This window comes from Mycolicibacterium pallens, from assembly GCF_019456675.1.
GTDB lineage: Bacteria > Actinomycetota > Actinomycetes > Mycobacteriales > Mycobacteriaceae > Mycobacterium > Mycobacterium crocinum.
Genome location: NZ_CP080333.1, coordinates 5,224,745 through 5,240,829, shown reverse-complemented (window position 1 = coordinate 5,240,829; position 16,085 = coordinate 5,224,745). Strand labels below are relative to the sequence as shown.

Annotated in this window: 15 protein-coding genes, 1 tRNA gene and 1 pseudogene; 13 read left to right on the top strand and 4 right to left on the bottom strand. The window is 66.3% G+C overall.

Going from position 1 to position 16,085, the window contains the following annotated elements:
* Positions 1-45 precede the first annotated feature (45 nt).
* The 9 genes from K0O64_RS25550 (at position 46) to K0O64_RS25510 (ending at position 8,751) form a co-directional block, all read left to right on the top strand.
* Entirely contained in the window at positions 46-540 is a 495-nt protein-coding gene (locus K0O64_RS25550) for a hypothetical protein (RefSeq protein ID WP_071949044.1), read from the top strand.
* Positions 541-583: 43 nt separating this feature from the next.
* Complete coding sequence (locus tag K0O64_RS25545) at positions 584-2,383, top strand: thiamine pyrophosphate-requiring protein (protein ID WP_071949045.1); 1,800 nt, start codon at positions 584-586, stop codon at positions 2,381-2,383.
* Positions 2,380-2,823 (top strand): hypothetical protein, encoded by a 444-nt coding sequence (locus K0O64_RS25540; protein ID WP_096312343.1) that lies wholly within the window; start codon positions 2,380-2,382, stop codon positions 2,821-2,823. Before K0O64_RS25545 ends, K0O64_RS25540 begins: the two co-directional genes overlap by 4 nt.
* Complete coding sequence (locus tag K0O64_RS25535) at positions 2,823-3,533, top strand: gluconate 2-dehydrogenase subunit 3 family protein (protein ID WP_071949047.1); 711 nt, start codon at positions 2,823-2,825, stop codon at positions 3,531-3,533. The genes K0O64_RS25540 and K0O64_RS25535 overlap by 1 nt, the downstream gene beginning before the upstream one ends.
* 85 nt (positions 3,534-3,618) lie before the next feature.
* A complete protein-coding gene (locus K0O64_RS25530; protein ID WP_425574811.1) occupies positions 3,619-5,169 on the top strand; it encodes a GMC family oxidoreductase in 1,551 nt (516 codons plus the stop codon).
* A 21-nt stretch (positions 5,170-5,190) separates the two neighbouring features.
* Positions 5,191-6,285, top strand: coding sequence for an enolase C-terminal domain-like protein (locus K0O64_RS25525; protein WP_071949049.1), 1,095 nt, complete (start codon positions 5,191-5,193; stop codon positions 6,283-6,285).
* On the top strand, positions 6,282-6,737 hold the full coding sequence (locus tag K0O64_RS25520) for a hypothetical protein (protein WP_071949050.1): 456 nt from the start codon (positions 6,282-6,284) through the stop codon (positions 6,735-6,737). The genes K0O64_RS25525 and K0O64_RS25520 overlap by 4 nt, the downstream gene beginning before the upstream one ends.
* A 33-nt stretch (positions 6,738-6,770) precedes the next feature.
* Positions 6,771-7,550 (top strand): DUF2127 domain-containing protein, encoded by a 780-nt coding sequence (locus K0O64_RS25515; RefSeq protein WP_071949051.1) that lies wholly within the window; start codon positions 6,771-6,773, stop codon positions 7,548-7,550.
* 109 nt (positions 7,551-7,659) lie between these two features.
* The gene (locus K0O64_RS25510) at positions 7,660-8,751 is read left to right on the top strand and encodes a sensor domain-containing diguanylate cyclase (protein ID WP_071949052.1); all 1,092 of its coding nucleotides are present in this window, start codon (positions 7,660-7,662) and stop codon (positions 8,749-8,751) included.
* On the opposite strand, the pseudogene K0O64_RS29995 reads toward K0O64_RS25510, so the two are convergent.
* The 3 genes and pseudogenes from K0O64_RS29995 to K0O64_RS25500 form a co-directional block, all read right to left on the bottom strand.
* Positions 8,748-9,153: pseudogene (locus K0O64_RS29995) on the bottom strand (HNH endonuclease). The gene K0O64_RS25510 and the pseudogene K0O64_RS29995 sit on opposite strands and share 4 nt — an antisense overlap.
* A 54-nt stretch (positions 9,154-9,207) precedes the next feature.
* A tRNA-Thr gene (locus tag K0O64_RS25505) sits at positions 9,208-9,283 on the bottom strand.
* Between the two features lie 43 nt (positions 9,284-9,326).
* Positions 9,327-10,073, bottom strand: coding sequence for a hypothetical protein (locus K0O64_RS25500; RefSeq protein WP_071949053.1), 747 nt, complete (start codon positions 10,071-10,073; stop codon positions 9,327-9,329).
* Positions 10,074-10,202: 129 nt separating this feature from the next.
* On the opposite strand from K0O64_RS25500, the gene phoP reads away from it, so the two are divergent.
* Together phoP and K0O64_RS25490 are read left to right on the top strand one after the other, a co-directional pair.
* Complete coding sequence (gene phoP / locus K0O64_RS25495; protein WP_071949054.1) at positions 10,203-10,922, top strand: two-component system response regulator PhoP; 720 nt, start codon at positions 10,203-10,205, stop codon at positions 10,920-10,922.
* A 38-nt stretch (positions 10,923-10,960) separates the two neighbouring features.
* Positions 10,961-12,424 carry a sensor histidine kinase gene (locus K0O64_RS25490; RefSeq protein ID WP_071949055.1) on the top strand — a complete coding sequence of 488 codons (1,464 nt, stop codon included), beginning with the start codon at positions 10,961-10,963 and terminating at the stop codon, positions 12,422-12,424.
* Here K0O64_RS25490 and K0O64_RS25485 read toward each other — a convergent pair.
* Positions 12,396-12,800: an HIT family protein gene (locus tag K0O64_RS25485; RefSeq protein ID WP_071949056.1), complete on the bottom strand. Its 405-nt coding sequence runs from the start codon at positions 12,798-12,800 to the stop codon at positions 12,396-12,398. The two genes, K0O64_RS25490 and K0O64_RS25485, sit on opposite strands and share 29 nt — an antisense overlap.
* Before the next feature lie 109 nt (positions 12,801-12,909).
* Here K0O64_RS25485 and K0O64_RS25480 point away from each other — a divergent pair, with 109 nt between their 5' ends.
* Together K0O64_RS25480 and K0O64_RS25475 are read left to right on the top strand one after the other, a co-directional pair.
* Complete coding sequence (locus K0O64_RS25480) at positions 12,910-14,130, top strand: bifunctional glycosyltransferase family 2/GtrA family protein (protein ID WP_071949057.1); 1,221 nt, start codon at positions 12,910-12,912, stop codon at positions 14,128-14,130.
* A 1-nt stretch (position 14,131) separates the two neighbouring features.
* Positions 14,132-16,084, top strand: coding sequence for a glycosyltransferase family 39 protein (locus K0O64_RS25475; protein WP_071949058.1), 1,953 nt, complete (start codon positions 14,132-14,134; stop codon positions 16,082-16,084).
* The last annotated feature ends 1 nt before the right edge of the window (position 16,085 follow it).

Sequence of the window (16,085 nt, the reverse complement as noted above, 5' to 3'; positions counted from 1 at the left end):
AAATGGCGCTGGAGTTGCTCAGATTCCCGGGAATTGGAGACACAAGTGGCACAAGATACCCGCGGGCCGATGCCGCCCGAGACGGCCGGTATGCGTCGCATCAGCCTGAATGCACCGCACTGGCAGCAGGGCCGCCGGTTGCTGCTGGCCCAGGCGGCGGTCACTGGATTACTGGGCGTGGTGGGTCTGATAGGTGTCCTCGCTCGACCGCAAACGGATGGGTGGCAGCCGCTGGGCGTGCCGCTGACCCCGGCGCTGAGCATCGTTCTGCTCGGCATCGCCGCGGTGACGCTGGTGGTGCTGGCCCATCGGCGAGCGGCGACGGTGTTCACGCTGGTGATGACTGCGGTCGCACTCGCGCTGATGATCATCTGTGCGGTCGCCGCGGCCCACCGCGACCCCGGTCCCTTGGGTTTCACCGCGCCGGCGATCGTGCTGTGGTCGATCCTCTTCTGCTACAACATCGGCTCCGCCATGTGGCTTCTTCCCGATCAGATCGAGGGACCCACCTGGATACCGCAACGGCGGTCGCATCGCTGAGGCTGCGATTCCAATATGGCACAACGACTTACAAGGAGATGACATGTCCGACACCGTCGGTGACGTCCTACTCGCCCGGTTACGCGAATGGGGCGTCAAACAGGTCTTCGGATTTCCCGGAGACGGAATCAACGGGCTGCTCGCCGCCTGGCAGCGAGCAGACGACAACCCGCAGTTCGTTCAAGCCCGTCATGAAGAGATGGCCGCGTTCGAAGCCGTGGGCTTCGCGAAGTTCTCCGGTCAGGCCGGCGTGTGCGTGGCGACCAGCGGACCGGGCGCGGTACACCTGCTCAACGGGTTGTACGACGCGAAGCTGGACCACGTCCCGGTGGTTGCGATCGTCGGTCAGACGGAGCGCTCGGCGATGGGTGGCTCGTACCAGCAGGAGATCGATCTGCTGAGTCTGTTCAAGGACGTCTGCAGCGAGTACGTCCAAATGTGCACGGTCCCCAAGCAGTTACCGAACCTGATCGACCGCGCTATCCGGATCGCGCTCAGCGAAGGTGCGCCGACGGCGATCATCGTGCCGTCCGACGTGTTCGAGCTGCCTTACGAAGCACCGGGCCATGCGTTCAAGCAAGTTCCCTCCAGCCTGGGGATGTCGGAAGCGCGGGTGGTGCCCGACGACGATGCCCTGCGCCGTACCGCCGATCTTCTGAACGCCGGGAAGAAGGTCGCCATGCTGGTCGGGCAGGGCGCCCGCGGGTGTGCTGCCGAGCTGACCGAAGTGGCGGACCTACTGGGTGCGGGTGCGGCAAAAGCCTTGCTCGGCAAAGACGTTCTGCCTGATGACCTGCCCTGGGTGACCGGCTCGATCGGATTGCTCGGCACCACCGCCAGCTGGCATCTCATGCAGGACTGCGACACGCTGCTCACGGTCGGCTCGAATTTTCCCTATACGCAGTTCCTGCCCGAACTCGACCAGGCCCGCGCCGTGCAGATCGACCGGTCGGGAAAGTGGATCGGGATGCGCTACCCGTACGAGATCAATCTCGTCGGTGACGCCAAGAGCACCCTTCGTGCGTTGATCCCGTTGTTGGAACGCAAGACCGATCGATCCTGGCGCGAGAAGGTCGAGAAATGGGTGGACAGTTGGTGGACCACCGTGCAGCGGCGGGCGATGACCGAGGCCGACCCGATCAATCCGATGCGGATCTTCTGGGAACTCTCGGAACGGTTGCCGGACAACGCCATCATCGCCGCCGATTCCGGCTCGTCGGCCAACTGGTATGCCCGCCACCTGAAGTTCCGTGGTGATGTCCGCGGCTCGCTGTCCGGCACACTCGCCACGATGGGGCCCGGGGTGCCCTACGTCATCGGTGCCAAGTGGGCGCACCCCGACCGGCCTACCATCGCGTTCGTCGGCGATGGCGCGATGCAGATGAACGGTATGGCCGAACTGATCACAATCGCCAAGTACTACAAGCAATGGACCGACCCCCGGCTCATCATCGCTGTTCTGCACAACAACGACCTCAACCAGGTCACCTGGGAGATGCGGGCGATGGAGAACTCACCGAAATTCGAAGCGTCGCAGAACCTTCCAGATGTCGACTTCGCCGGCTTCGCGCGTAGCCTCGGACTGCACGGCGACAATATTGATGACCCCGCCGCGCTGGGCGGTGCGTGGGATCGCGCGCTGGCCGCGGATCGGCCCACCGTGCTCGACGTCAGGTGTGACCCCGATGTTCCGCCGATTCCACCGCACGCGACTTTCGACCAGGCCAAGTCCCTTGTCGAGGCGGTTCTCGGCGGCGATGAGGACAGCGCGGGCTTCATCAAGCAGGGCGTCAAACAGAAAGTGCAGCAATACTTTCCCGGCGAGAAGAAGGTCCGCTCATGAATCCCGCGCGCGCCGCGCTGCACGCCATCCGAACCGGACGATTCGAACGCTCGTTGTCCGCGTTGACCGCCGCCGGTGCCGCGGTCACCACCGCCGAGATCTACTTCTCACACGACGGTGCCAGCTTCGGCAACCGGATGATGTACTGGCCTGTTGTCGTGGTTCCCACCGCGATCCCGGCCGGGCTGGCTGCCTTCTTCTCCCGTCGCGCCGCTCATACGGTGTTGCCCGCGGCCAGTGCGCTGATCGTCGCCAACGGCCTACAGGGCACCTACCTGCATTGGCGTGGAATCCAGCAGAGGCCGGGCGGATTCACCAAGTACAACGTGGAATCCGGTCCGCCGGCGTTCGCGCCCCTGCTGGCGTCCCTGGTCGGCGGGATTGGACTGCTGGCCGCCCTGCTGCGTCGCGAGCACCTGCCCGGTGACGGAGTGCGCTGATGTTGTTTCGCCCAACCCATTATCGCGCCGTCACTCCACAGAATCGTGGTCGATTCGACGGTTTCGATGTGCTGGCTCAGGTCGACAAGTGGGACACCGTCACCGCCGGTGTGGTTCTCGCGCGGCTCGCCCTGCCGTCGATGCTGGCGTTCTTCACCGTCGACGAGGTGGCCGTCGCGACGCCGATGCTCGATCTGCTGCTTGCGCAGGACGCCGACCCGAAGATTCCGGTACTGGAGTTGATCGACGCCCGGCTGGCGGCGGGGGAGACGGACGGGTGGCATTACGACGACATGCCCGAGGACGGTCAGGCATGGCGTGAGTCCTTGGCCGCGTTGGATGGTGACGCCCACAATCGCTGTGGCGCCGGTTATGCCGACCTTGCCGGCGAGGATCAGGCACGCGTACTGCAGAACATCCAAGACCTGTCCGACAGCGGTGACGACTGGCACGGCTGGCCGGCCGGACATGTCTGGAGCCTGTGGACCCGGTATGCCTGCACGGCGTTCTACTCGCATCCTTGGGCGTGGAACGAGATGGGGTTTCCCGGGCCGGCCTACCCACGCGGATATCTGAATCCCGGTGTCAACGCCCGGGAATCGTTTGAGATCGCCGATCAACACAGTGCCGATCCGGTCCCCTTCGCCGCGCGCGTAGAACGTGCGCGCCGTGCGGATGCGGCTCTCGTCGAGGGGGCGACGGATGGTTGACGCCGGTGCCGTCCGCGACCGGAACGCCTCTGCCTGGTTACTGCCCAACAACGGGGTCCGCACCAATCACCGGCTGCGGTCGGACATGCGTCGCTATCCCGAGGACGACGAGGTCGACATCGTCATCGTCGGCGCCGGTGCAGGTGGCGCCACTCTCGGGCAGCGACTGGCCCGCGCGGGCTGGAGTGTGGTGCTGCTCGACGCCGGACCGTTCTGGGATCCGGACAGTGACTGGGTCAGCGACGAACGCGGCTCGCACCGGTTGTATTGGACCGAACCCCGTCAGATCGGTGGCGCCGACCCGGTACCCCTGGGCTCCAACAACTCCGGGCGTGGCGTCGGCGGATCCATGGTGCACTATGCCGGCTATACCCCGCGGTTTCATCCGTCCGACTTTCATACCTTCAGTTCCGACGGTGTGGGGGCTGACTGGCCCATCGACTACGCCGACCTTCGCCCCTATTACGAACAGATCGAGGCCGAGTTGCCGGTGGCCGGTCAGGACTGGCCGTGGGGTGACCCGCACAGCTATCCGCACAGTCCGCACCCGGTCAGCGGCAACGGACTGATCGCCCTGCGCGGCGCGAATGCCATGGGCATCGACATGCGCGTCGGGCCGGTCGCAATCCCCAACGGCCGCTTCGGGAACCGGCCGCACTGCATCTATCGAGGCTTCTGTATCCAAGGCTGCAAGGTCAACGCCAAGGCCAGCCCACTGATCACCCACATTCCCGATGCCCTCGCCAACGGTGCCGAGGTGCGTCCCGACGCCCACGTCAGCCGCATCCTCGTCGACGACGACTCCGGGCGCGCCACCGGTGTGGAATATCTGCATGCCGGTGTGTTGCACCGTCAGCGTGCCCATGCCGTCGTGATCGCCGGTTACTCCATCGAGACACCGCGGTTGCTCTTGCTTTCGGCGACCTCCCGATACCCAGGCGGACTCGGCAACGATCACGACCATCTGGGTCGCCACCTGATGGTGCAGGGGGCACCGCAGGTGGCGGGTCGCTTCTCCGACGAGATCCGGATGTACAAGGCTCCGCCACCGGAGGTCAGCACCGAACAATTCTACGAAACGGATCCCGGTAAGCCGTACCGCCGCGGGTTCTCCATCCAGACTGTCAGCCCGCTGCCCATCACCTGGTCTGAACATGTTGCTGCGCAGGGGCATTGGGGCGCGACCTTGCGAGAGTACATGCGCGACTACATCCATTGGGCCACGCTGGGTGCCCTGTGTGAACTGCTGCCGCTGCCTGACAACAGGGTCACGCTGGCCGATGAGAAGGACCGGCACGGCTTGCCCGTCGCACACTTCGCCTACAGCCAGTGCGATAACGACAGGCAGCTCATCGAGGCCGCGGGGACGGTCATGTCGGATCTACTGCTGGCGGCCGGCGCCGAAGAGGTCATGACGGTCAACCGGTACGCGCATCTGGTCGGGGGAGCGCGCATGGCGGCACGGCCACAAGACGGCGTCATCGATGCCGAGCACCGGGTGTTCGGGGTGGACCGCCTCTACGTGGTGGACGGAAGCGTCATGCCCACCCAGGGTGCGGCCAATCCTGCGTTGACGATCATGGCGCTCGCAGGCCGTGCCGCCGACTTGATGAAGAACCACGCCGTCCGATCGTGACATCAGAAGAGTTGATTACCAATGCCTTTGACTGAGATCGACCGTCTCGAGGTAGCTGTCTACACGGTGCCGACCGACGGACCGGAAGCCGACGGCACGCTGCGATGGGATTCGACGACGGCCGTCGTCGTTCACGCCTACGCCGCCGGCGCGGTCGGACTCGGATGGACCTACAGTTCGCCGGCCGCGGCCGCGGTCATCACCCACAACCTGCGCGACGTCGTCGTCGGCCGCGACACCGCCGATGTCCCCGGCACTCTCGACGCGATGACGCGTGCATGCCGCAATTTCGGCAGCCGCGGTCTGGTGGCGCAGGCGGTCAGCGCGGTGGACATCGCCTTATGGGATCTGCTGGGTCATCTCCGTGACCTGCCGCTGTCCACGATGTTCGGGCGCTGCCGGGATGCGGTTCCCATCTACGGATCGGGTGGTTTCACCAACCTCGACGACGACCAGCTCGCCGATCAGATCAGGGTGTGGCGCGCGGCCGGATGTGCGGCGATGAAGATCAAGATAGGCCAGGGTTGGGGTAGCGACACCGAGCGGGACCTGGCCCGGGTCAGGCGATTACGGGAGCTGGCCGGTGACACGGTGGAGCTGATGGTGGACGCCAACGGTGGCTACTCGCCGGGCCAGGCACGCCGGGTCGGCGCCGCCCTCGATCACCTCGGGGTCACCTGGTTCGAGGAACCGGTCAGCAGTGACGACACCGATGGCTTGGCTGCCGTGCGTGGCGCGGTGCGGTGTGATGTCGCCGCCGGCGAGTACATCGCTGATCGCTACGACGCCCGCCGACTCGCGCCGGTGGTGGACTGCCTGCAACTCGACGGCACCCGGTGTGGCGGGTACACCGGCTGGCTCGCCGCCGCGAGCATCGCGGCAGCGCACAACCTCGACGTCTCGGCTCATTGCGCGCCCGCCGTCCATGTCCCCGTCGCGGCCGCGATACCCCGACTGCGCCACCTCGAGTACTTCATCGACCACACCCGCCTCGAGGCTGAATTGTTCGACGGCGTGCCGGTTCCCAGTGGTGGCCAGTTGCCGGTGAGCACGTCGCGCTGCGGACACGGAATGAGCCTGGCGGCAGCCGCCGAACAGTATCGGCAGGCGGCATGAAGCGGTACCGAGTCATCGAAATCCTGCGTGCCGCATGGGGTGTGGCACTTTTGATCGCTCCCGACCGAGTGCTGCGAGTCACCGACAGCGGCCCCGTCGACACCCCGGGCCGCACAGTGACCCGAATCCTCGGTGCGCGGCAGTTGACCCAAGCGACGCTGTCCGGTCTGCGACCCAGCCCCGAGGTGCTGGCTATGGGCGTCTGGGTGGATACCGTGCACGCGCTGACCGCATCGGCGCTGGCGCTCGGTGACCGGCGGCGTGCGCGCGCCGGTTGCACAGACGCCGCGATCGCTGGCGTGTGGGCGGGCGCGGGCTATCACGAACTCAGGAAGGGGCGCGCGACACCGCGCGATCATCAGCGGGTCAGGGACCGATTGGCAGACGTCGTCCTCGACCACGCACCGGGTGGGCGGCGTCTGCGCGGCGAGGTGAACCGGTCCCGGTCTTGACAGCGCGAAGCCGCCGAAAGACATGATGGGGTGATGGTGACCTCAAAGGAGCAGCGCAAGACCGTCGGAGCCCGGTGGGAGTTGTTCACCTGTGCGCGACATGGGCACGTCACCTATGCGCCGGACGATGCCGCCCTCTCCGAGCGGCTGAGCGGCACGACCGGGCTTGGCGAAGTCTGGCGCTGCCTGCGCTGCGGCGCTTTCGTCGTGGGACCGCCGCATGGCCGCGGTCCGGCGGACCACGCGCCACTGGTCCTTCGGGGACGGGCGTTGCGGCAGGCGTTCATCCTGCGGGCCCTGGCCGTCGAACGTTGGATCAGGGCGCTGCTGATCGCGCTCGCCGCGTGGGCGGTGTGGAAGTTCCGCGGCGCGCAGGGGTCGATTCAGGCTGCGGTCGAACGCGACCTGCCGCTGCTGCGGTCCTCGGGTATCAAGGTCGATCAGATGACCGCCGTGCACGAGCTCGAGAAAGCGTTGGCCACCAAGCCCAGCACGCTGATGCTGGTGTTCTTCGCGCTGCTCGTCTACGCCCTGCTGGAGCTCATCGAGGGGGTCGGACTGTGGTTGTTACAGCGCTGGGGCGAATACTTCGCCGTGATAGCGACCTCGATCTTCCTGCCGCTGGAGGTGTACGACCTTGCAGTCAAAGGCAACACGTTCACGCGCGCGGGTGCGTTCGTGATCAACGTGGCCGCCGTCATCTATCTGCTGGTGTCCAAGCGGCTCTTCGGCATTCGCGGCGGGCGCACGGCCTACGACGAGGAACGCCGCGGTGAGCAACTCCTCGATGTCGAGCGGGCCGCGCTGGCCTGACGGTCGGGCTTCGCTGTGCCGGGTCGTATCGCAGATGCTGCAGTTTCAGATCCGATTTAATAGGGCTAGCTGAGAGACAGCAGGGCCACTTGCCGGAATGGGGGAGCACATGTCGGAGGCCGGATTTCCGATACCCGCCAACGAGCGCGAACGGCTGAATGTTCTTGCGGATTACAACATCATGGACTCGCTGCCGGAACAGGCCTACAACGACTTCGCGAAGCTGGCGTCGGCGATCTGCGGTACACCAATTGCGCTCATCACGTTGTTGGACGAGCAGCGTCAATGGTTCAAAGCCAACATCGGCCTCGGCGTCAGCGAAACTCCGCGCTCGCAGGCATTCTGCGCACACGCGATCATGAATCCCGACGAGGTGATGACCGTCGAGGATGCCCGCGCTGACGAACGCTTCGTGAGCAACCCGCTGGTGACCGGAGATCCGGGCATCCGTTTCTACGCGGGCGCCCCGCTGGTGGCGCCGACAGGGGAAGCGCTGGGCACGATCTGCGTGATCGACCGCCAGCCGCGAACTCTCACCGAGACCCAGCGCGAAGCCCTTGAGATCCTCTCTCGCGAGATCATCGTCCAGCTCGAGCTACGCCGCAGCATCGAAACTCTTGAGCAGGCGGTCCTCGATCAGGAAAAGTACGTGGAATTGCTGCAGGAGTATCAGCGAGATATCGAGAAGGTGCGGGTGCACCTGGAGTCTCAATCGGTCACCGATGTATTGACCGGGGTGAAGAACCGGCGTTCATTCGACATCACCCTCGAAGAGGAGTGCATGCGGGCGCAGAGCCGCGGCAACACCGTGTCGCTGGTCATGATCGACGTCGATCACTTCAAGGCGTTCAACGACGACTTCGGGCACCCGGCGGGCGATGAGGTGTTACGCGGGGTTGCCCATCTGCTGCAGTCCGAACTCAGGGTGTCCGATTCGCTGTTCCGTTACGGCGGTGAGGAATTCGCAGTCGTACTGCCCGAAACCACCTGCAAGGGTGCCTTCGTGCTCGGCGAGAGATTCCGCCGCGCCATCCAGCGGGCGCCGTGGCCCAAGCGTCCGATATCGATCAGCATCGGCGTCGCGGCGGCGGGTGGTGACGTCAGCACGCCCAGTGAACTTCTTCAGGCCGCGGACCGCGCGCTCTATCAAGCCAAACAGAGCGGACGGAACCGGGTAGTCATGGCGTCCGACGACGCCTAGAACGTCTGGCCATTGGCGTATCGCTGCCTGCGGTAGAACCGGCCCCTTGCCGCGGTTGCGGCTCTTGTACGTCGGCAGCTGCGAATCGCAGTTCGGGCACACGAGTCGCAGGTTCTCTCGCTGATTGTTGGTCGGGTCGCCGTCTATGTGGTCGAGGACGAAGGCCAGGTGCAAACCAAGCCACAAATTGGACCCTCCGCAAATCGCGCAACAACCCGACTGCGCGGTATTGAGGTAGTTCCGAATGTAGTGATTGCGAGTAGTGCCTACGAATGCATCGCCGGATTCGAGCCAAATTCGTGTGCTGGCTTCCTGACGGGCCAACTGCTGACATGCATTGCTGCAGTAGATCTTCTGGCTGCGCTTGGTGAGCTCGGATCCAAAACGGCGACACTGCCTCATGCGCATGACGCTACGACGTGCTACCGACAAACCGGCCGCCGCTTCGAGGCGGTATGGAGCCCCCTATCGGGATTGAACCGATGCCATCCCGCTTACAAGGCGGGTGCTCTAGCCACTGAGCTAAGGGGGCATGGCGGACCCGTGAGCCCGAACCGTCTAACAGAGTAGCGAAGTCACTGCTCGTCGTCGTCGATGACCAACCGCTCGCTGCGCACCCGTTCGGACCCGACCGGGCGCGGCGGTGTGTAACTGCGTCGGCGACCCGGGATCGGGATGCGGTCGGCGATATTGCTCAGCGGGTTGACCACGAGGCTCAGGGTGGTGACCGCCTCGCGCAGGGTCTCGATCGTCGGCGCAAGGGCTTCGAGCCCCGGAGCCAACCGGTTCAGCGTGTCGGCGACATCGGCCAGCTGCTCGAGCGGCCCGTTGCGCGCCGTCAGCTTCTCCACCAGACCACCCTCGGCCATCAGCCGATCGGCCAGCCCCTCCTCACCGAGGATCCGCTCGACAAGACCGTCCTCGTCGAGCAGCTGGTCCACCAAACCGCCCGGGGCCAGCGCCCGCTCCAGTCCGCCGCCTTCGGCGGTCAACCGGTCCAAGACACCGTCGGGTGCGGTCACCCGGTCGATCAGACCGCCCGGGCGCATGAGCCGGTCCAGCGGACCGTCCGGCGCCAGCGCACGCCCCAGTGGCGCGTCATCATCGAGCAGCTGGGCGAGCTTGTTCGCCCGCGCGATGGTGTCCTCCAGGCCGAACATCTGTGCCACCGAGCTCGGCGACGGCGACACCCCGGCCTCGCCCAGAGCCTGTTTGGTCAGGTCAAGGCCGGCTTTCGCGACGTCGAGCCCGGTCTCGGCGGCCGCCAACCCGACTCGCACCGGCGCGCTCGCGATCCCCACCAAGGTCTTCGCCAGGTCCATTTCACAAGTGTAGGAGCGCGGAAAGTTTGTAACCGGAGGTATCGGCTAACCCATCGGAAAACTCAACTCACAGGAATCTCACAGCGCCCATGCAGCGTGGGTTCACCAATGTGAGAGGAAATTGTCAGCATGGCCGCACCCGTAGTACCCGAATCCAAGCCCGAGGCACGAGTCCTCGTCGTCGACGACGAGACCAACATCGTGGAACTCCTGTCGGTAAGTCTGAAGTTCCAGGGCTTCGAGGTCCACACCGCATCCAGCGGCCCGGCGGCCCTCGATCGAGCTCGGGAGGTCCGTCCCGACGCCGTCATCCTCGACGTGATGATGCCCGGTATGGACGGCTTCGGTGTGCTGCGCCGGCTGCGTGCCGATGGCATCGACGCGCCCGCGTTGTTTCTGACCGCGCGCGACAGCCTGCAGGACAAGATCGCCGGCCTCACCCTGGGCGGCGACGACTACGTCACCAAGCCGTTCAGCCTTGAAGAGGTCGTCGCCCGGCTCCGCGTCATCCTGCGCCGCGCCGGCAAGGGTGTCGAGGAGCCGCGCAATTCGCGGCTGAGCTTCGCCGACATCGAACTCGACGAGGACACCCACGAGGTGTGGAAGGCCGGCGAGCCGGTCTCGCTCTCACCGACCGAGTTCACCCTGCTGCGGTACTTCGTCATCAACGCAGGCACCGTGCTGAGCAAGCCCAAGATCCTCGACCACGTCTGGCGCTACGACTTCGGCGGTGACGTCAACGTCGTCGAGTCCTACGTGTCCTACCTGCGCCGCAAGATCGACACCGGCGAAAAGCGGCTCCTGCACACCCTGCGCGGAGTCGGATACGTGCTGCGGGAGCCGCGGTAATCCGGCGCGTCGCGCCACTCGGCGCGAACAATGGGGGAATGCCGCATCCGTACCGCCGAGCGCTGCCGCTGAGAGTCGGCCTGGTGGCCGCGATGCTGCTGCTCGTGGGTTGCGGCTTGCTCGCCTCGGGGATCGCGGTCACCTCGACGCTTCAGCACGACCTCGTCAACCGCGCCGACCAAACCCTGCTCGACGCCTCCCGCGGCTGGGCGCAGGCGCCGCGCCGCATGCCCCCGCCCGACGAGGAACCCAACCCGGCCCGCCCGCCGTCGAACTTCTACGTGCGCGGCGTCGACGCCGACGGCCACATCTGGATGGCCGTCAACGACCGCGACGCAGAACCGGCGCTGCCCGACGACAACGATGTCGGCCCTGTGCCGGTGACCGTCGGCTCGCTGGAGCACTCCCCGGTCGAGTGGCGCGCGGTGTCGGTGCGCGGCCCCGGCGGCGAGCTGACGACCGTCGCCATCGACATGTCCGACATCCAATCGACCGTCCGTAGCCTGGCTTGGTCGCAGGTCGCGATCGGCGCCGCCGTCCTGGTGATCCTCGGCGTCGCCGGCTACTGGGTGGTGCATCGCAGCCTGCGGCCCCTCGTCGAAGTGGAGAAGACCGCGGCCGCGATCGCCGCCGGACAGTTGGATCGCCGTGTGCCGGAACGAGATCCGCGCACCGAGGTCGGCCGGCTGTCGCTGGCGCTCAACGGCATGCTCGCTCAGATCCAGACCGCGATGGCCTCATCGGTGGAAAGCGCTGAACAGGCCCGCACCTCCGAGGAACGGATGCGGCGGTTCATCACCGACGCCAGCCACGAGTTGCGCACCCCGCTGACCACCATCCGCGGCTTCGCCGAGCTCTACCGCCAAGGTGCGGCCCGCGACGTCGAGATGCTGATGTCCCGCATCGAAAGCGAGTCGCGCCGGATGGGCCTCTTGGTCGACGATCTGCTGCTGCTGGCCCGCCTCGACGCGCAGCGCCCGCTCGAACAGCGCCGTGTCGACCTGCTGGCCTTGGCCACCGACGCCGTGCACGACGCCCAGTCGATCGCCCCGAAGCGCACCATCACCATGGAGGTCCTCGACGGACCGGGCACCCCGGAAGTCATCGGCGACGAGGCGCGGTTGCGTCAGGTGCTGGGCAACCTGGTGGCCAACGCCCTGCAGCACACCCCCGAGACCGCGCGCATCACCGTCCGCGTGGGCACCTCGTCCGACGACGCGGTGCTCGAGGTCGCCGACGAGGGTCCGGGCATGACGCCCGAAGATGCCCGGCGGGTGTTCGAGCGGTTCTACCGCACCGACTCCTCCCGCGCCCGCGCCAGCGGCGGCACCGGGCTGGGGTTGTCCATCGTCGACTCGCTGGTCTACGCCCACGGCGGCCGGGTTACGGTGACCACCGCTCCCGGCCAGGGCTGCTGCTTCCGGGTCAGCCTGCCGCGCATCGCCGACGTGCCCGCCGCGGTGAGTCCCGAAGCTAGCCCAGTTCGGCCAGTGCGGCTTTGATTTTGGCCTGAGCTTCGTCGAGCGCCTCCGGCGAGGGATTGCGGTCGACGTTGGCGAAGCCGAAGTCCGACAGGTTGCGTGCCGGGAACACGTGCACGTGCAAGTGCGGCACCTCGAGCCCGGCGATGATCAGCCCGGACCGCTCGGCGCCGAAGGCGGCGCATACCGCCTTGCCGATCTTCTGCGACACGGCCATCACCTTGTTGAACACGGCCGGCTCGACGTCCTGCCAGTTGTCGACCTCGGCGCGCGGAACGACCAGCGTGTGTCCGGGCGTCATCGGCTCGATGGTCAGGAACGCCACGACCTCGTCGTCTTCGTAGACGAATCGTCCCGGCAGTTCGCGGTTGATGATCTTGGAGAAGACGGAGGCCATGCGCCCAAGCATATGAGTAGCCGTCCGCGACCCGATACGAAGCTGGCCCACAGCAACTCTTCAGATCCGGCCCAGTGCCACGGCAGCTTGGGACGCGAACATCAATGTCATGACCGACACCCTGCCGGCCGAGCAGCGCACTGCGCCGACCGGTGTCGGGGGTCGCTATGTTCTCGACATCGTCATCCCGGTGTACAACGAGGAACGCGATGTTGACCCCTGCGTACGACGACTTCACCAGTTCCTGCTCGACGAGGTGCCGTACCGGACTCGAATCGTGGTCGCGGACAATGCAAGTACTGATGGCACGCTGGCGGTGGCGCGCGAACTGGCGGAGGAGCTGTCCGATGTCGAGGTGATCCACCTCGACGCCAAGGGCCGTGGCGGGGCGCTGGCCGCCGCGTGGTCATCATCACCGGCCGATGTGGTCGCCTACATGGACGTTGACTTGTCGACGCATCTGTCGGCGCTGATGCCGTTGGTCGCGCCGCTGGTCTCCGGGCACTCCGACATCGCGATCGGGTCGCGGCTGGCCGCCTCGTCGCGGGTGGTGCGCGGCATCAAGCGCGAAGTGGTGTCCCGCGGATACAACCTGCTGCTGCGGGGCTTCCTCGGCGCCCGGTTCTCCGACGCCCAGTGTGGTTTCAAGGCAGTGCGCGCCGACGTCGCCCGCCGGCTGCTGCCGCTGGTCGCCGACACCGGCTGGTTTTTCGACACCGAACTGCTGGTGCTGGCCGAGAAGGCCGGGCTGCGCATCCATGAGGTGCCGGTCGACTGGATCGACGATCCCGACTCCCGCGTCGACGTCCTCGCCACCGCCATCGAAGACCTCAAGGGCTGCTGGCGTGTGGGCCGGGCGTTGACCACCGGCGCGCTGCCCCTGCGCGACCTGCAGGCGGCGCTGGGTCGCGAGCCACTGGTGCCCGGCGTTCCCCGCGGCATGGTCGGCCAGATGGTGCGCTTCGGCCTGATCGGCATTGCCAGCACCATTGCCTTGGCGCTGCTGTATCTTTCGCTGCATCCCGCGATGGGGGCGCAGGCTGCGAACCTGACCGCACTGCTGGTGACCGCGTTGGCCAATACGGCCGCCAATCGAGCTTTCACCTTCGGCATCCGCGGCCGCGCCGGCGCCGCTCGCCACCACGTTCACGGCCTGCTGATCTTCGGGTTCGGCCTCGCCATCACCAGTGGCTCGCTGTATCTGCTTCACCGGTTCGATCCGACGGTCGGCAAGGGTGTCGAACTGTCGGTCCTGGTCGTGGCCAACCTGGTGGCCACCCTCGTGCGTTTCGTGGCGTTGCGGCGGGTGTTCGGCGCTTCGACTCGCTGATATGACGGCGACCGTCGATGTGCCGGAAATCGTTGTGGCGCAGCCCCGTACCCGGGCCAGGCCGCAGCGGTGGGCTTTGGTGGTATTGCTGACGGCGACCGCACTGCTCTACCTGTGGGACTTGGACCGGTCGGGCTGGGCGAACGCCTTCTACTCCGCGGCGGCCCAGGCCGGCTCCCAATCTCCGAAGGCGTTCCTGTTCGGCTCGTCGGATGCCGGCAATTCCATCACTGTCGACAAACCCCCACTGTCGCTGTGGCTGCCGGCCCTGAGCATCCGGCTCTTCGGGCTGAACGCCTGGAGCATCCTGGTGCCCCAGGCCATGATCGGAGTCGCCGCGGTGGCGGTGCTGTGGGACGCGGTGCGGCGGCCGTTCGGCGAGACCGCCGCGTTGATCGCGGGCACGGTTCTGGCGGTGACCCCGATGGCGGTCACGATCTTCCGATTCAACAATCCTGACGCGCTTCTGGTGCTGCTGATGCTCGCGGCGGTGTGGGCTATGGTGCGCGCGATCGACGACGGCCGACTGCGTTGGCTGGTGGTGTCTGGGTGTTTCGTCGGTCTGGGGTACCTGACCAAGCAGCTCGAAGTGGCGCTGGTAATGCCCGCGTTGGCGATCCCATATCTGATCGCAGGGCCGCGATCGCTGCTCGTGCGGGCGGGGCAACTGCTGCTCGGGTGGGTGGCCGCGGCGGCCGCGGCAGGGTGGTGGGTGTTGCTGGTGCAGCTGTGGCCACCGGGCAGGCGCCCGTGGATCGGTGGTACGCAGACCAATTCGATTCTCGAGTTGACGTTGCGTTACAACGGCTTCGGCCGGCTCAACGGCGACGAGCCGGGCAGCACGGGGTCCCCGGGCTTCGTCTCGCCGGTCCATCTCGGCGGTGGGACATCGCCGCATCCGTGGGGCCAGCCAGGCATCGGCAGGCTGTTCGAACCCCAGCAGATCGGCGGTATCGGGTGGTTGCTGCCCGCGGCATTGGTTTTCGGGGTCGCGCTGTTGGTGTGGCGGGCCCGGGCGCAACGGTGCGATCTCCAGAGGGCCGCGACCTCGGTGTGGGTCATCTGGTTGGTGACGACCGCGTGGGTGTTCAGCTACATGGCCGGCATCTTCCACCCGTACTACACCGTGGCCTTGGCGCCGGCCATCGCCGCATTGGTCGGCATCGGTGTCACCACATGCTGGCAGGAGCGTCACAATCGTTGGGCGCAAGCGCTATTGGTGGTTGTCGTGGCGCTGACGGCGACGACGGCGGTGCTCGTGCTGCGCCACGATCCCGGTTTCTATCCGTGGCTGCGCTGGGCCGTCCCGATCGCCGCGGTGCTGCTGGTGGTCGGCGTGATCGCTGCCGTACTACCAACCCCTGTGATCGTGGCCCTCGCCGCGCTGGTCGCACTCGGCGGGCCGGTTGCGTTCAGCATCACCACCGTGGCGCGGGGTAACTCCGGTGCGCTGCCGATCGCCGGGCCGGTTCCGCGCATCGTGACCGCGATGACCAAAGGCGTCGTGCCGGTGTCGCGGGCCGAGATCACTTCGGTCAGCGGTCCCGGATTTCTGCTTCCCACAGCAGCTTCGGGGATACATCTCGTCGGGTGCAGCCTGATGGACTCGGGTAACCCCGATCGGCAGCTCGTCGGCCTGCTCGATGCCGACGCCAAGCGCTACACCTGGGTGGCCGCCACGATCGGATCGATGTGTGCGGCCGGCTATCAACTGGCCAGCGGGCACCCCGTAATGCCGGTCGGCGGTTTCAACGGCACCGACCCGTCGCCGACACCCGATGAGTTTCTCCGTCTCGTGCTGTCCAAGCGGATCCACTACTTCATCGTCACCAATCCGGTCCACGAGGACAGGTGGGGGCACCTGGACACCAATGCGCTGATCCAGCAATGGGTTCAACGCAACTTCACGCCCCAGCGGGTCGGCCGGATGCTGATCTACGACCTGACGACCTAGC

Excerpts from the sequence above, each read along its gene's own strand:
- K0O64_RS25545 (WP_071949045.1), top strand. The coding sequence starts at position 584 with ATGTCCGACACCGTCGGTGACGTCCTACTCGCCCGGTTACGCGAATGG.
- K0O64_RS25540 (WP_096312343.1), top strand. The coding sequence starts at position 2,380 with ATGAATCCCGCGCGCGCCGCGCTGCACGCCATCCGAACCGGACGATTC.
- K0O64_RS25535 (WP_071949047.1), top strand. The coding sequence starts at position 2,823 with ATGTTGTTTCGCCCAACCCATTATCGCGCCGTCACTCCACAGAATCGT.
- K0O64_RS25530 (WP_425574811.1), top strand. The coding sequence starts at position 3,619 with ATGCGTCGCTATCCCGAGGACGACGAGGTCGACATCGTCATCGTCGGC.
- K0O64_RS25525 (WP_071949049.1), top strand. The coding sequence starts at position 5,191 with ATGCCTTTGACTGAGATCGACCGTCTCGAGGTAGCTGTCTACACGGTG.
- K0O64_RS25520 (WP_071949050.1), top strand. The coding sequence starts at position 6,282 with ATGAAGCGGTACCGAGTCATCGAAATCCTGCGTGCCGCATGGGGTGTG.
- K0O64_RS25515 (WP_071949051.1), top strand. The coding sequence starts at position 6,771 with ATGGTGACCTCAAAGGAGCAGCGCAAGACCGTCGGAGCCCGGTGGGAG.
- K0O64_RS25510 (WP_071949052.1), top strand. The coding sequence starts at position 7,660 with ATGTCGGAGGCCGGATTTCCGATACCCGCCAACGAGCGCGAACGGCTG.
- K0O64_RS25500 (WP_071949053.1), bottom strand. The coding sequence starts at position 10,073 with ATGGACCTGGCGAAGACCTTGGTGGGGATCGCGAGCGCGCCGGTGCGA.
- phoP (WP_071949054.1), top strand. The coding sequence starts at position 10,203 with ATGGCCGCACCCGTAGTACCCGAATCCAAGCCCGAGGCACGAGTCCTC.
- K0O64_RS25490 (WP_071949055.1), top strand. The coding sequence starts at position 10,961 with ATGCCGCATCCGTACCGCCGAGCGCTGCCGCTGAGAGTCGGCCTGGTG.
- K0O64_RS25485 (WP_071949056.1), bottom strand. The coding sequence starts at position 12,800 with ATGGCCTCCGTCTTCTCCAAGATCATCAACCGCGAACTGCCGGGACGA.
- K0O64_RS25480 (WP_071949057.1), top strand. The coding sequence starts at position 12,910 with ATGACCGACACCCTGCCGGCCGAGCAGCGCACTGCGCCGACCGGTGTC.
- K0O64_RS25475 (WP_071949058.1), top strand. The coding sequence starts at position 14,132 with ATGACGGCGACCGTCGATGTGCCGGAAATCGTTGTGGCGCAGCCCCGT.